Here is a 13803-nt window from a genome sequence, read left to right as displayed (position 1 = left end):
GGTGCGTGCGCCGGATGCCGGCCAGGCCCCGCCGCTTCCCGTCCCGGCCGCAGCCGCGCTCGTACCCCTTCGGCTGGCGGCTGGACGACCTCGGGCCGCACTGGGCGAGCAGCCGGCCGCTGGAACCGCTGCCGGACGAGACCGCCGTCCGGCCGGGGCCCGAGGGCGGCTGAGGCGCACGGTCAGGCGAGGTCGAAGCGGGCCAGCAGTTCCCGGGCTTCCACGGTGCTGTGGTGTTCGGGGCCGTGGGAGGCGAGGCACGCGGCATGGCCGGCGCCGGCCCGGGCCCGGGCCTCCGTGACGCGACCCAGTTCCAGCAGGGCGGTGGCGGCGATCACGTGCACCACACCGGCCTGCGGAAGCCGATGCTTCTCGGGCAGGGCACGACGCAGCTCTTCGGCGCGTTCGGCCTCGGCGAGGGCCTCCTCGTGGCGTGCCTGGCCGTTGAGGCTGCGGGCCAGGCCGAGCTGGAGCGTCACGCGGACGGGGTGGGTCTCGCCCGGCTCCGCCAGCGCGTCACGCGCGAGCGCCTCGGCCCTCACGTGCTCCCCCTGTGCGTTGAGGGCGTAGACGAGTCCGTTGGTGGCGGCGGCCGTGACGAGCCGCATGTCCTCGTCCGTGGTGCCGGCCGCGGCGCGGACGACGGCCTCGCACTCCGCCTGGGACTCGGCGTACCGGCCCGCCGCGGCCAGCTGCTGTGCGCGGTCGGAGCGGAGTTTCAGGGTCTGCCAGTGCTCGGCGCCGTAGAACTCTTGGGAGACCGCGAAGGCCTCCTCGTACTCGCTGACGGCCTCGGTGTGGCGGCCCTGGGCTCCGGCCGAGAGGGCGGCCACCGTCCGCGCCACCACCAGTTCCTCCCCGCTCCGCGACGACCGGACCACGGCACGCGCCGCCTTCTCCGCCTCGGCGTACTGCCCGGAGTGGTACAGCTCGGCGACCCGGAAGACGGGGGACTGCTTCGTGCGTCTGACGCGTGATCGGAAGAACTTCATGCCCGGAGCTTAGGGAGGGGGCGCGCGGGGTCCGGCAACGGGTGGGTGCTTCCGGCTCAGGCGGCGAGCAGGGGGACCAGGCAGCGGCGGGCGAAGTCGCGGACCTGGGTGTCGTCGTCCAGTTCGAAGCAGCTGACCGGGTTGAGGAGGAAGGAGACGGTGATCCGCACCATGAGCTCGGCCACCGGGGTCGGGTCGGTCTCCGGACCGCCCTCCAGCCGCCGGACCTCACGCAGCCTGCCTGCCAGATAGCTCCGGATCGCGAGGAAGGCGGGGCCGCTCTCCACGGTGAGGAACGGCAGCATGGTCTCGGGCTCCAGGCGCAGCAGCCCGCCGACGAGCGGGTGCTCGCGGATGTGCCGCAGTACGGCGGCGAAGCCCTCCACCAGCCGGTCCTCGGGGGTGGGCAGCGCGGCGACGGCCTCGTCCACCTCCTCCACGAACCTGCGGTACTCGCGCAGCAGGCACGCGGACACCAGGCTGTCCTTGTTGCCGATCCGCCGGTACACGGTCACCCGCGAGACACCGGCGCGCCTGGCGACGTCGTCCACGGTGGAGCGGCGCAGCCCGAAGGTCATGAACTGCTCGCGCGCCGCGTCGAGGATCTGCTCCCCCAGCGCGTCGGCGGGCGCGCCGGGCCCCGCCTCTTCCCTGCCGTGTACCCCCATGAGCCCTCCCCGGTCCGCCCGCACACGCCGTAACAGAGTGACACGGGGCGTACTTCCGTACCAGGCCGGGGCGGGGCGGCCACCGTTCGCGGTGACCGCCCCGCCCCGGGAGTGGGTCAGTCGCAGGTACCGGCGAACGTGCTCCGGGTCACCACATCAGTGGCCGCCGCGCTCGTGTCGAGCCAGGCGATGCGGCTGCCGTCACCGAGCGACGGGGCCAGCTGGGCACCGGATGAGCAGGAGACCCGGGTGAAGCCGTCGACGCCGGCGAGGACGTCCTCGACCGTGGCGACCTTCACCTTGCCGGGGCCGGACCAGGAGCCGAGCGCGCCCCAGAGGTCGAACGTCGAGTACGCGAAGTACTTCTCGTTGACGGAGAACTGGGCGAGGAAGACGTTCGACGGGTGGCGCAGCTTCGCCGCCTTGGAGAGGTCGTCCAGGGGGGCCGAGACGAAGCCGGTGCTCGGGATCAGGAAGCCGCCGGTCTCCCGCCAGAACACGCGGTCCGAGGTGAGCTGGATGTCGGTGACGGAGTCGAAGAGGAAGCCGGTGATCCGCTTGGTCTGCGTGGTGCCCTTGGCGATGTCGTAGACGTACACATAGGTGCCGTCACCGCCGGCCCAGGCGATCCGGCCGTTCTTCATCGCGAGCCGGGCCGCCTTGGTGCCCGCCTCCGGGGTGACATTGACCGTCCTGCCCCCGGCGGTGCGGAGCATGACGTCCTGCTCGCCGTCGGGGGTGGTGCTGATGTAGGCGAGCGCTCCGCGGTCGGTCACCGGCTCGGTCTCGTCCGCACCGGGGAGGTCGACCAGCTTCTTGATCGCACCCTGGCCCTTGTCGCCGGCGCGGTAGACGCCGATGCCGTCGGCGGTGACGCGGGTGAAGACGACGCGGTCGTCGTCCAGGGACGGGTCCAGCAGGTAGGCGTCCTTCTCGGCCAGTTCGTGGCGGGGCTTCTTGCCGAAGCGCCCGACGGTGATGCCGAACGCGGCACCGCCCCGGTCCCAGGCGACGGCGTCGCCGTGGCTGATGGCGTAGACATCGCCGTTGATCTGGGCGGCCTGCTCGTCGACGCCGCTGTACACCTCGTAGGCGGGCAGGACGTCGGCGCCGATGGTGGTCCCGTCGTGGGTGCCGCCCTTGTGCTCCCAGTCCTTCTCGATGCCGTGGGCGTCGAACGCGTCGGCGATGGCGGCGAGGTCGTGCTGGGAGACGTCCAGCGACCTGGCGGCCAGGGTGACCGCGTTGCGCATGTCGGTGAAGCCGGACAGCGGGGTGAGGTAGTTCTGCGCGGAGCGGTAGACGATCCGGTCGGCGAGGACCGGGTCGAGGTTCCTGCGCATGTCCCACAGCGCGCCGCCGACGATGGTGGAGTTGTAGTGCACCCCGCCGTTGTCGATGTCGAGCGGGATGGGCTGGTAGTCCTTCTGCGCGTCGCGCCCGTCGTTCAGATCGCGCAGCGCGCAGTCCTCCAGCGGCTTGGTGCCGTTGCAGAGGTACTCGCCGATGAGACCGGACGTGGGGTCGCTCATCGCGATGCCCTTGTCGGCGGTCTCCATGGCGTTGCCGAAGTAGTCGGATATCGCCTCGTTGAGCGCGCCGGACTGGTTGAGGTAGACGAGGCCCGCTGAGTGCTCGGTGACGCCGTGCGTCATCTCGTGGCCGACGACGTCCAGGCCGACGGAGAGCGGTACGCCGTCCATGTGGCCGTAGACCATCTTGGAGCCGTCCCAGAACGCGTTGGCGTAGTCCTTGCCGTTCGCGGCCACGTTGACGACGGAGGAGATGGTGCCGCCCTTCCCGTCGACGCCGTCCCGGCCGATCTGCTTCTTGTAGTACTCGTAGACCTTCACGGCGTTGAGGTGCGCGTCCACCGCGCCGGAGGTGGTGTTCGCGCCGTCGAAGCGGGTGCTCGCGGAGGTGGCGAGCGGGACATCGTCGGTGACCGGGCCGCCGGCGACGAGGGTGTAGTCCTTGCGCTGCGCGTCGTACGTCCGGATCTGGCCGCCGGTGCTCGGGTACATGGTCCGGGTGGAGTCGACCAGCGTGTACGAGCCGTCCGTCTCCTTGTTGATGTCGAGCGGCGTCTCGGTGCCGTCGACGCGGACACCGGTTCCGCGCGCGGGTGATGCCTCGGCCGCGTCGATGTTGTTGTACGAGAGGGCGATGCCGCCCACCCGGGCGTCGACGAACACCTCCTGCCGCACCGGGCTGCCGTTCGACAGTCCGCCGGTGACGGTGAAGTGCCAGGCCAGCCGGCCGCCCCGGGCGTCGGGCAGCACCGTGAGGCCGTGTGCCTCGGTCTTCGCGCCGCGCACCTTGGAGAGCGTGCCGTCCAGGGTGAACATCCGCTGCTTCGCCGTGGCTTCGCTCACCTCGGCGGTCGTCGGGACCGTGAGGTCCGTGTAGAGGGTGCCGGTCGCGGAGGTGACCTGCTGGCCGCCGTCGGCCGCCTGGGTCTGCACCGCGTACTCGGCGCCGAAGACGGGGACGCCGTCGTGCTTCTGCTGGAAGCGCACCGAGGACTGCGTGCCCTCCTTGGTGGTCCTGACCGTCTTCAGGTCGGAGACCGGGACCTTGTACGTGTCCTGGTGCGCCTCCAGATGGGCGCGGGCGGCCTCGGCCGGGGTGCCCCGGCGGGCCGACTTGTCCAGGCCCCGGGTCATCGCCGGGGCGACACCCACGGGCGCGGTGGCCGTCTCGGGCGCCGGACCGGCGTCGTCCGCCCAGGCCGGCGCGGCCAGCAGGGCCGCACCGGTGGCGGCGGCGACCACCCCGGCCGCCAGTATTCGCAGCCCACTCGTTCGTCTCACGGGACCTCCCCATCGCACACCGTCGCCCGGGCCGTCGGGGCGGCCCAGGCGCTGACGTGCTGATCGTTCGTCATGGGGAGAGGGGCGGACAAGCGATCTCGCTGGCGCGAAGGCGCCGTGGCGCAATTGCGCCTCTAAGGCGCTACGGTTCCACCGAGTTGTCCGGTCCGCCGGGCAGCCACCCGGCGCGCGCCGCGTGCCAGCCGAGCTGGAACCGGGTCACCGCGCCCACCTCGTCCATCAGCGTGTGCAGCCTGCGCTGCACGGTGCGGTGCCCCATGCCGAGCTGGCGGGCGATCGCGGCGTCGGTCAGGCCGATGTGGAGCAGGGCCACGATCTGCCGGTCGATCGAATCGAGTTCGTGCTCGGCGCTCTCCTCGGCACCGGTCAGGTCCAGCCGTCGGCCCCGCTCGAAGTGCTGCTCGAAGAGCGAGACGAGGGCGGTGAGCAGGCCGGTGCGGTGGACGACGAGCGCCACCGGTTCCGTCTCGCGCTCCGGGTCCAGGGGCAGCAGGGCGATGCGGCGGTCCACGATGGCGAGCTTGATCGGGAGCTTCTCGGTGACGGAGATGTGCTGGCCCTGGGCGACGCAGGAGGCCAGCAGATGGGCCGCCTGCGGGTCCTCCAGCCATTCCCGTTCCACGACGGTACGGACGTTCACGCCGCGGTCGGTCAGCTCGGCGTCCACCTCGTCGTGGTTGTCCGCGAAGCTGAGTACCGGGGGCACGTGCCGGGCGGGGACCAGGGTGCATACCTCGGTCCTGGCCTGCCGCTGCATGGTCAGCAGCCGCCGCCTGATCGCCGCGGGCCCCGACAGCACCTCCACCGGCGCACCGGCCCCGTACAGCTGGGCGGAGCGGTGCCGTTCGGCGAGGTCGCCCACGAGCGATTCCACCCGGTGCAGTGCGGAGCGCCGCGACTCCAGGAGCGGGCCGAGCGCGAGGACGGGCGAGGCGGCCCGGTAGCGGACGACGCCCTCCGCGTCCGGCCGCTCGGCGCTGGCGAGACCGCGCTCCACGAGCGAGTCGAGGACGGGCGCGGCGGCGGTGCCGTCCAGCAGGGTCTCGAAGACGCCGCGCTCGCTGTCGGGGCGGTCCACGAGCAGCCGGTAGACCGCGTCCTCCTCGGGCCCGAGCCCGAGCAGGGTCAGCAAGGACGCGTCCACCTGCCGTCCCGCACCCTCCGGCGCCCCGGCCGCTCCCGCCCCGCCACCCGTCACTGACCGCCCCTTCCCCAGACGGCGGTCAGATTATCGGGTGGCTGCGGGGCGGCGGCCGGCCGCGTATCAGTCGAAGTCGTACACGGTCACGGGCACCCCCCGGTCCGCCAGCCTGCCGGCCACGAGCGGCTCGATCCGGGACCACGTACCGCCCGCGAGGCCGCAGCCGATCCGGGGCATGTGCACGGAGGCGCCCAGCTCCAGGGCGTGGCCGGCCACGGCGGCGAGGCCGGTGTCGATGGCCTCGTAGCGCACCGGAACGCCCTTGCTCCCCCGGCGCATCCCGTGCTGGCCCACCAGGTTGGCCACCTGGACGAACGGGGAGACCCGGACGAACTGCACCGCGCCGAGGCCGAAGTCGTTCCGGGCGCGCTCGCGGTGCCAGGTGCGGTACGCGGCCTCCGGTTCGGACCAGCGGCGCGAGAGGGCGAGGACGAAGCCCTTGCCCCAGCCGCCGAGGTCGTTGCAGACGTGGACGATGATCTTGACGCCCTTGCCCTGCGGCGAGGTCGCGTCCCCCCGTACGTACCTGATCTCGGACATGTCCTCAGGCTAGGGGGCGGCACGGACAGTGGCCCGGCGCCACTTTCACATCGGTGGTGAGACAGCAATACTGTTGCACCGGTACCGGACACGAGGAGCGGACATGGCGACCGAGGCCGAGGAGCCGAAGCTCACCGTCGACGAGCTGGCGGCCCGCGCCGGGGTGACCGTGCGGACGGTGCGGTTCTACAGCACCCGGGGCCTGCTGCCGCCGCCGGTGATCGGACCGCGCCGGGTCGGGCACTACGGGCACGACCACCTGTCGCGGCTGGCGCTCATCGAGGAGCTTCAGCACCAGGGCATGACGCTCGCCGCGATCGAACGCTACCTGGAGCAGTTGCCGCCCGATCTGAGCGCCCACGATCTGGCCATCCACCGCGCGCTCGTCGCGTCCTGGGCGCCGGACTCGGCGGAGGACGCCTCGCGGGCGGAGCTGGAGCGGCGGGCCGGGCGGCCGCTCGGGGACCAGGACCTCGACCGGCTGGCCGCGATGGGGGTGCTGGAGCGGTCGGCGCCCGGGGACGGGGTCTTCCGGGTCGACCCGGGGCTGCTGCGGCTCGGTGTGGAACTGCTCGACGTGCCGATCGCGCACGAGACGATCCTCGCCGCCCGTACGGTCCTCATGGAGCACACCCGGTCCGCCGCGCAGGAGCTGACCCGGCTCTTCCGGGACGAGGTGTGGAATCCGTACCGGGAGCGGGAGGCGGACCCCGAGCACGTCAAGGCGATGAAGTCGCTCTCCGCGCACATGCAGCCGATGGTGCTCCAGGCCCTGGTGACCGCGTTCCAGCGGTCGCTGAAGGAGGAGCTGCGGGCGGCGTTCACCGCCGAGTGAAACGCGTCGGGTGCCGTACCGCCCGGGAACGGCGGTACGGCACCCGGCGCGGCGGGTCAGTCGTGGAAGGTCTCGCCCTTCTCCGCCTTCTCCACCAGCAGCGCGGGCGGCAGGAAGCGGTCCCCGTAGCGCTCGGCGAGTTCCCGGGCGCGGGCCACGAAGCCGGGCAGGCCGCCCTCGTAGCCGTTGATGTACTGGAGCACGCCGCCGGTCCACGGCGGGAAGCCGATGCCCATGATGGAGCCGATGTTGGCGTCGGCGACGGTGATCAGGACGTTCTCCTCCAGGCAGCGGACGCTGTCCAGCGCCTCGGAGAAGAGCATGCGCTCTTGCATGTCGGTGAAGGAGATGTCCGTACCGGGTCGCGTGCCGTGTCCGTCCGGGGAGTGCCCCCCGGAACCCCCGAAATGCTCGCGCAGGCCCGGCCACAGGCGGGTGCGCCTGCCGCTCTCGTCGTACTCGTAGAAGCCCGCGCCGCCGCTGCGGCCGGGGCGGCCGAACTCGTCCACCATCCGGTCGATCACCTCGTCCGCCGGGTGGCCGGGCCAGGTGCCGCCCGCCTCCTCGACGGCCTTGCGGGTCTCGTCGCGGATCTTGCGCGGCAGCGTGAGGGTCAGCTCGTCCATCAGGGAGAGCACCTTGGCCGGGTAGCCGGCCTGCGCGGCGGCCTGCTCGACGGAGGCGGGCTCGACGCCCTCGCCGACCATGGCGACGCCCTCGTTGATGAACTGGCCGATGACCCGCGAGGTGAAGAAGCCGCGCGAGTCGTTGACGACGATCGGGGTCTTCCTGATCCGGCGGACCAGGTCGAACGCGCGGGCCAGCGCCTCGTCGCCGGTCTTCTCGCCCTTGATGATCTCGACCAGCGGCATCTTGTCGACCGGCGAGAAGAAGTGCAGCCCGATGAAGTCGACGGGGCGCGAGACGCCTTCGGCGAGCACGGTGATCGGGAGGGTGGAGGTGTTGGAGCAGAGCAGCGCGTCGGGCTCGACGACGTCCTGGATCTCCTGGAACACCTTGTGCTTGAGGGCGGTGTCCTCGAAGACGGCCTCGATCACGGCGTCGCAGCCCGCGAGGTCGGCGACCTCGGCGGTCGGGGTGATCCGGGCCAGCAGCTCGTCGCGCTTCGCCTCGGTGGTACGGCCCCTGGACAGCGCCTTGTCGAGCAGCTTCTCGCTGTACGCCTTGCCCTTGGCGGCGGCTTCGGCGGAGACGTCCTTGAGGACGACCTCGATCCCGGCCTTGGCGCAGGAGTACGCGATGCCCGCGCCCATCATGCCGGCGCCGAGGACGGCGACCTTGCGGACCTGGCGCTCCTCGACGCCCTTGGGGCGACTGGCTCCCGAGTTGACGGCCTGGAGGTCGAAGAAGAACGCCTGGATCATGTTCTTGGAGACCTGGCCGGTGACCAGCTCGGTGAAGTACCGGGCCTCGATGGTCAGGGCGGTCTCGAAGTCGACCTGGGAGCCCTCGACGGCCGCGGCGAGGATGTTGCGCGGCGCCGGCATGGGCGCGCCCGCGATCTGCTTCTTCAGGTTCGACGGGAACGCCGGCAGGTTCGCGGCGAACTTCGGGTGCGACGGGGTGCCGCCGGGGATCCTGTAGCCCTTGACGTCCCAGGGCTGCTGGGACTCGGGGTGGGCGTCGATGAAGGCGCGGGCCTTGTCCAGCATCTCCTCGGGCGTGGCGGCGACCTCGTGGACGAGGCCGTTCTCCAGTGCCCTGCGGGGGGTGTACTGGGTGCCCTGGAGGAGGACCTTGAGGAGGGCGTCCGCGATGCCCATGAGGCGTACGGTGCGGGTGACGCCGCCGCCCGCGGGGAGCAGGCCGAGGGTGACCTCGGGGAGGCCGATGCGGGAGCCGGGCGCGTCGAGGGCGATGCGGTGGTGGGCGGCGAGCGCGATCTCGTAACCGCCGCCGAGGGCCGCGCCGTTGATGGCGGCGACGACGGGCTTGCCGAGGGTCTCGATGCGGCGCAGCGAGTTCTTGATGGCGGTGCCGGTGTCGAACGCGAGCTGCGCGTTCGAAGGACCGATCCTGATCATTTCCTTGAGGTCGCCGCCGGCGAAGAAGGTCTTCTTGGCGGAGGTGTAGATGATGCCCCGGATGGAGTCCTTCTCGGCCTCGGCGCGGTCGGCGATGGCCGCGATGGAGTCCTTGAACGCCTGGTTCATCGTGTTGGCGGACTGGTTGGGGTCGTCCAGTACGAGGGTGACGACGCCGGTCTCGTCCTGTTCCCAGCGGATGGTCGTGCTCTCGGTCATGGGTTTGTCTTCTCCGTAGGAAGGGGACGGTCAGAGACGCTCGATGACGGTGGCGATGCCCATGCCGCCGCCCACGCACAGGGTGGCGAGGCCGTAGCGCTTGTCCTGGCGCTCCAGCTCGTCGACGAGGGTGCCGAGGATCATGGCGCCGGTGGCGCCCAGCGGGTGGCCGAGCGCGATGGCGCCGCCGTTGACGTTGACCTTGTCGAGGGAGACGCCCATGTCCCGGACGAACCGCAGGACGACCCCGGCGAAGGCTTCGTTGATCTCGATGAGGTCGATGTCGTCGATGGTCAGCCCGGCCTTGGCGAGCGCCTTGCGGGTGGCGGGGGCGGGTCCGGTGAGCATGATGGTCGGCTCGGAGCCGGAGACGGCGGCGGAGACGATACGTGCGCGCGGGGTCAGGCCGTAGCGCTCGCCGATCTCCTGGTTGCCGATGGCCACCAGGGAGGCGCCGTCCACGATGCCGGAGGAGTTGCCCGCGTGGTGGACGTGGTCGATCTTCTCGACCCAGTGGTACTTCTGGAGCGCCACCGCGTCGAAGCCGCCCATCTCGCCGATCGTCGCGAACGAGGGCTTGAGCGCGGCGAGCGAGTCGGCGGTGGTGCCGGGGCGCATGTGCTCGTCGTGGTCGAGGACGACGAGGCCGTTGCGGTCCTTGACGGGGACGACGGACCGCGCGAAGCGGTTCTCCTTCCACGCCTCGGCGGCCCGTTCCTGGGAGAGCGCGGCGTACTCGTCCACGTCGCGGCGGGAGAAGCCCTCGATGGTGGCGATGAGGTCGGCACCGATGCCCTGCGGGGCGAAGCCGGTCTCGAAGTTGGTCATCGGGTCCATCGCCCAGGCACCGCCGTCGGAGCCCATCGGCACGCGGGACATCGACTCGACGCCACCTGCGAGGATCAGGTCCTCCCAGCCGGAGCGCACCTTGGCGGCAGCCAGGTTGACGGCTTCGAGGCCCGAGGCGCAGAAGCGGTTCTCCTGGACGCCGGCGACGGTGTCGGGCAGGCCCGCCGCGATGGCGGCGATCCGGGCGATGTCGGAGCCCTGGTCGCCGAGCGGGCTGACCACGCCGAGGACGATGTCGTCGACGGCGGCCGGGTCCAGGCCCGGGAAGCGGTTCCGGATCTCGTGGATCAGGCCGACGACGAGGTCGATGGGCTTGGTGCCGTGCAGGGCGCCGTTGGCCTTGCCGCGCCCGCGCGGGGTGCGGATCGCGTCGTAGACGAATGCTTCGGTACTCAAGACAGCTGCCTTTCGAGGGTGGTGGCGCGAACGTGGTCCGGGGAGGCGGGTCAGGCGAGCAGCGAGCGGCCGATGATCTCCTTCATGATCTCGGTCGTGCCGCCGTAGATGGTCTGGATGCGGCCGTCGGTGAACGCCCGGGCCACCGGGTACTCCGCCATGTAGCCGTAGCCGCCGTGGAGTTGCAGGCAGCGGTCGGCGACGCGCTTCTGCAGTTCGGTCGCCCACCACTTCGCCATCGAGGCGTGCACGGCGTCGAGGGTGCCGTCGGAGTGGTCCACGATGCACCGGTCGAGGAAGGCCCGGGTGACGGCGCACTCGGTGGCCATCTCCGCGATCTCGAAGCGGATGTGCTGGAGCTTGGCGAGCGGCCGGCCGAACGCCTCGCGCTCCTTGACGTACGCGGTGGTGATCTCCAGGAGGTGCTCGGCGGCGGCGATCCCGGCGACGGCTATGCCCATGCGTTCCTGGGCGAGGTTGGTCATCAGGTGGATGAAGGCACCGTCGCGCTCACCGAGCAGGTTCTCCTTGGGGACGCGTACGTCGTTGAAGAACAGTTCGGCGGTGTCCTGGGACTTCTGGCCGATCTTGTCGAGGTTGCGGCCCCGCTCGAAGCCCTCCGCCCCGCGCTCGACCACGATCAGCGAGAGGCCCTTGGCGCCGCCCTCCGGTGTGGTCTTCGCGACGACGACCACCAGATCGGCCAGGATGCCGTTGGAGATGAAGGTCTTGGAACCGTTGAGCAGCCAGTGGTCCCCCTTGTCCTCGGCGGTGGTGCGGATGCCCTGGAGGTCGGAGCCGGCGCCGGGTTCGGTCATGGCGATGGCGGTGATGGTCTCGCCGCTGCAGAAGCCGGGCAGCCAGCGCCGCTTCTGCTCGTCGGTGGCGAGGCCGGTGAGGTACGGGCCGATGATGTCGTTGTGCAGCCCGAGCGCGATTCCGGGCGTGCCGGCCCGGGTGAACTCCTCGGCCAGGACCGCGCTGTAGCGGAAGTCGGTGGTGCCGCCGCCCCCGTACTCCTCGGGCACGGCGAGGCCGAGGAGGCCCTGCCGGCCGGCGGCGCGCCACGCCTCGCGGGAGACGATGCCGTCCTTCTCCCACTGCTCGTAGTGCGGAAGGACCTCCTTGGCGAGGAAGGTGCGCACGGTCTCACGGAACGCGTCGTGCTCTTCGGTGAAGATCTGCCGCTGCATCAGGGAGTGGTGTCCTTCCGGGTGGTCCGCAGGCCGGGCACGTCCCAGTCGGCGGCGACGGCTTCGGTGTCCGCGCCCGGCAGGGCGGGAGAGGTGCGCACGGACGTGGGCGTGGCCGAGAAGCGGGGCGCGGGCGCGGGCTGGGTGAGTCCGCCGTGCTCCACGAAGGTGGCGCGGGCGGCGAGGTGGGGGTGGTGCGGGGCCTCGCGGAGCGAGAGGACGGGCGCGACGCAGGCGTCCGACCCGTCGAAGACCTCGGTCCATGCGGCGCGGGTGCGGGTGCGGAACCGGTCCGCGACGGCGGCGCGCAGTTCGTCCCAGCGGGCCGGGTCGTTCCGGTCCGGGGCGGTGTCCGCGATGCCGAGGAGCTGGACGAACTCGTCGTAGAACCGCTGCTCCAGCGGGCCCACCGCCATGTACTGCCCGTCGGCGGTCTCGTACGAGCCGTAGAACGGGCAGCCTCCGTCCAGCAGGTTGGCGCCGCGCCGGTCCTGCCAGCCGCCGGCCGCGAGCATGCCGTGGATCATCGTGGCGAGGTGGGCGGCGCCGTCCACGATCGCCGCGTCGACCACCTGTCCGGTGCCGCCGGGGGTACGGGCGTGCTGGAGGGCGGCGAGGACGCCGACGACGAGGTAGAGCGAGCCGCCCGCGTAGTCGCCGAGCAGGTTGGCGGGGACGGTGGGCGGCTCCTCCGGTCCGCCGATCATGGAGAGGGTGCCGGTGAGCGCGATGTACGCGATGTCGTGCCCGGCGCGCTCGGCGAGCGGCCCGTCCTGGCCCCAGCCCGTCATCCGCCCGTAGACCAGTTTCGGGTTGCGGGCCAGGCAGGCTTCGGGGCCGACGCCGAGGCGTTCCGCGACGCCCGGCCGGTAGCCCTCGATGAGGACGTCGGCGCGTGCTGCCAGGTCGAGGACGGTGTCCGGGCCGTCCGGGGCCTTGAGGTCCACGAGCACGGAGCGCTTGTTGCGGTTGGTGAGGTCGCGGGCCGGGTCGATGCCGAGTCCGGCACCGCCGGGGCGGTCGACGCGCACCACGTCGGCCCCCAGATCGGCCAGGAGCATCGCGGCGAACGGACCGGGGCCGATGCCGGCGAGCTCCACCACCCGAAGGCCGCCGAGCGGGCCGCGCGGACCGTTACCTGTACTCGCCATCGAGCCCCCAGCGGTATGACACAACTGATGTAACATCGATGATGCTAAGAACGCACCGCGCTCCGCACAACCCCCTGGGCCGAGCAAGCGCTTAGTTCTTCTCGCGGTTCCTCATGGATACTCCCCCATGACCCCCTCCCGCCCGCACACCGCCACGGCGGCCGCGCTAACCTCTGCTCGCTCCGTCCGGCGCCGTCCTCCGTGGAGGCTTTCGTGAACAGGCAGAACGGGCCCGCACGCCCCTATGACGTAGTCCTCTTCGGTGCCACCGGCTTCGTGGGCGCGCTCACCGCCGAGTATCTGGCCCGGCACGCCCCCGCGGGCTGCCGCTGGGCCCTCGCCGGACGCGACCGCGCCAAGCTGGAGGCGCTGCGCACCCGGCTGACCGCCCTCGATCCGCGCTGCGCGGACCTGCCGCTCATCCAGGCGGACGCCTCCGACGCCGGTTCCCTGCGCGCGCTGGCCGAGTCCGCGCACGTGGTGGCCACGACCGTCGGCCCCTACGTCTGGTACGGCGAGCGGCTGGTCGCCGCCTGCGCGGAGGCGGGGACGGACTACACGGACCTGACGGGCGAGCCGGAGTTCGTGGACCGGATGTACGTGGCGTACGACGCCCGGGCCCGCGAGACCGGCGCGCGCGTCGTGCACGCCTGCGGCTTCGACTCCGTACCGCACGACCTCGGCGCCTACTTCACGGTCCGGCAGCTGCCCGAGGACGTGCCGCTGCGCGTCGACGGGTTCGTCCGCAGCAACGCCGTCTTCTCCGGCGGTACGTTCGCCTCGGCGCTCACCGCGATGGGCCGGGGCGCGCAGACGGCCCGCGCCGCGAAGGAGCGCCGGCTGCACGAACCCCGGCCGGCCGGCCGCCGCGTCCACGCCC

Annotated in this window: 11 protein-coding genes and 1 pseudogene; 3 read left to right on the top strand and 9 right to left on the bottom strand. The window is 71.8% G+C overall.

All coding sequences use genetic code 11. The features are described from left to right. Positions 1 to 173, top strand: a pseudogene (locus G3I41_RS37235) (DUF2236 domain-containing protein); the annotation flags it as partial. A gap of 9 nt (positions 174 to 182) precedes the next feature. On the opposite strand, the gene G3I41_RS31365 reads toward G3I41_RS37235, so the two are convergent. The 5 genes from G3I41_RS31365 to G3I41_RS31345 all read right to left on the bottom strand — a co-directional run bounded on the left by G3I41_RS31365 (position 183) and on the right by G3I41_RS31345 (position 6235). Then, positions 183 to 992, bottom strand: a complete 810-nt coding sequence (locus G3I41_RS31365; RefSeq protein ID WP_164403921.1) for a tetratricopeptide repeat protein — start codon at positions 990 to 992, stop codon at positions 183 to 185. Positions 993 to 1048: 56 nt separating this feature from the next. Further along, the gene (locus tag G3I41_RS31360) at positions 1049 to 1660 is read right to left on the bottom strand and encodes a TetR/AcrR family transcriptional regulator (RefSeq protein WP_164403920.1); all 612 of its coding nucleotides are present in this window, start codon (positions 1658 to 1660) and stop codon (positions 1049 to 1051) included. A 116-nt stretch (positions 1661 to 1776) separates the two neighbouring features. Next, entirely contained in the window at positions 1777 to 4473 is a 2697-nt protein-coding gene (locus G3I41_RS31355) for a M4 family metallopeptidase (protein WP_164403919.1), read from the bottom strand. A 142-nt stretch (positions 4474 to 4615) separates the two neighbouring features. Further along, a complete protein-coding gene (locus G3I41_RS31350) occupies positions 4616 to 5638 on the bottom strand; it encodes a hypothetical protein (protein ID WP_164403918.1) in 1023 nt (340 codons plus the stop codon). 120 nt (positions 5639 to 5758) lie between these two features. Then, entirely contained in the window at positions 5759 to 6235 is a 477-nt protein-coding gene (locus G3I41_RS31345) for a macro domain-containing protein (RefSeq protein WP_164403917.1), read from the bottom strand. A gap of 103 nt (positions 6236 to 6338) precedes the next feature. Here G3I41_RS31345 and G3I41_RS31340 point away from each other — a divergent pair, with 103 nt between their 5' ends. Next, entirely contained in the window at positions 6339 to 7070 is a 732-nt protein-coding gene (locus G3I41_RS31340; protein WP_164403916.1) for a MerR family transcriptional regulator, read from the top strand. Positions 7071 to 7126: 56 nt separating this feature from the next. Here the strand turns inward: G3I41_RS31340 and G3I41_RS31335 are convergent, their stop codons facing one another. From G3I41_RS31335 to G3I41_RS31320, 4 genes are read right to left on the bottom strand one after another with little or no spacing between them, the layout of a single operon-like run. Continuing rightward, a complete protein-coding gene (locus G3I41_RS31335) occupies positions 7127 to 9334 on the bottom strand; it encodes a 3-hydroxyacyl-CoA dehydrogenase NAD-binding domain-containing protein (RefSeq protein WP_164403915.1) in 2208 nt (735 codons plus the stop codon). A 30-nt stretch (positions 9335 to 9364) separates the two neighbouring features. Then, positions 9365 to 10579, bottom strand: coding sequence for an acetyl-CoA C-acetyltransferase (locus tag G3I41_RS31330; RefSeq protein ID WP_164403914.1), 1215 nt, complete (start codon positions 10577 to 10579; stop codon positions 9365 to 9367). 50 nt (positions 10580 to 10629) lie between these two features. After that, positions 10630 to 11772, bottom strand: a complete 1143-nt coding sequence (locus tag G3I41_RS31325) for an acyl-CoA dehydrogenase family protein (protein WP_164403913.1) — start codon at positions 11770 to 11772, stop codon at positions 10630 to 10632. Then, on the bottom strand, positions 11772 to 12923 hold the full coding sequence (locus G3I41_RS31320) for a CaiB/BaiF CoA-transferase family protein (protein WP_164403912.1): 1152 nt from the start codon (positions 12921 to 12923) through the stop codon (positions 11772 to 11774). The genes G3I41_RS31325 and G3I41_RS31320 overlap by 1 nt, the downstream gene beginning before the upstream one ends. A gap of 213 nt (positions 12924 to 13136) precedes the next feature. Here G3I41_RS31320 and G3I41_RS31315 point away from each other — a divergent pair. Continuing rightward, positions 13137 to 13803: saccharopine dehydrogenase NADP-binding domain-containing protein (locus G3I41_RS31315; protein ID WP_343242261.1), on the top strand; the 667-nt coding region annotated here is incomplete at its 3' end.

The sequence above is a fragment of the Streptomyces sp. SID9727 genome (assembly GCF_010550605.1).
GTDB lineage: Bacteria > Actinomycetota > Actinomycetes > Streptomycetales > Streptomycetaceae > Streptomyces.
Note: the sequence above shows the minus strand (reverse complement) of the source record. Positions and strands in the feature narration are given on the sequence as shown.

Excerpts from the sequence above, each read along its gene's own strand:
- G3I41_RS31365 (WP_164403921.1), bottom strand. The coding sequence starts at position 992 with ATGAAGTTCTTCCGATCACGCGTCAGACGCACGAAGCAGTCCCCCGTC.
- G3I41_RS31360 (WP_164403920.1), bottom strand. The coding sequence starts at position 1,660 with ATGGGGGTACACGGCAGGGAAGAGGCGGGGCCCGGCGCGCCCGCCGAC.
- G3I41_RS31345 (WP_164403917.1), bottom strand. The coding sequence starts at position 6,235 with ATGTCCGAGATCAGGTACGTACGGGGGGACGCGACCTCGCCGCAGGGC.
- G3I41_RS31340 (WP_164403916.1), top strand. The coding sequence starts at position 6,339 with ATGGCGACCGAGGCCGAGGAGCCGAAGCTCACCGTCGACGAGCTGGCG.
- G3I41_RS31335 (WP_164403915.1), bottom strand. The coding sequence starts at position 9,334 with ATGACCGAGAGCACGACCATCCGCTGGGAACAGGACGAGACCGGCGTC.
- G3I41_RS31325 (WP_164403913.1), bottom strand. The coding sequence starts at position 11,772 with ATGCAGCGGCAGATCTTCACCGAAGAGCACGACGCGTTCCGTGAGACC.
- G3I41_RS31320 (WP_164403912.1), bottom strand. The coding sequence starts at position 12,923 with ATGGCGAGTACAGGTAACGGTCCGCGCGGCCCGCTCGGCGGCCTTCGG.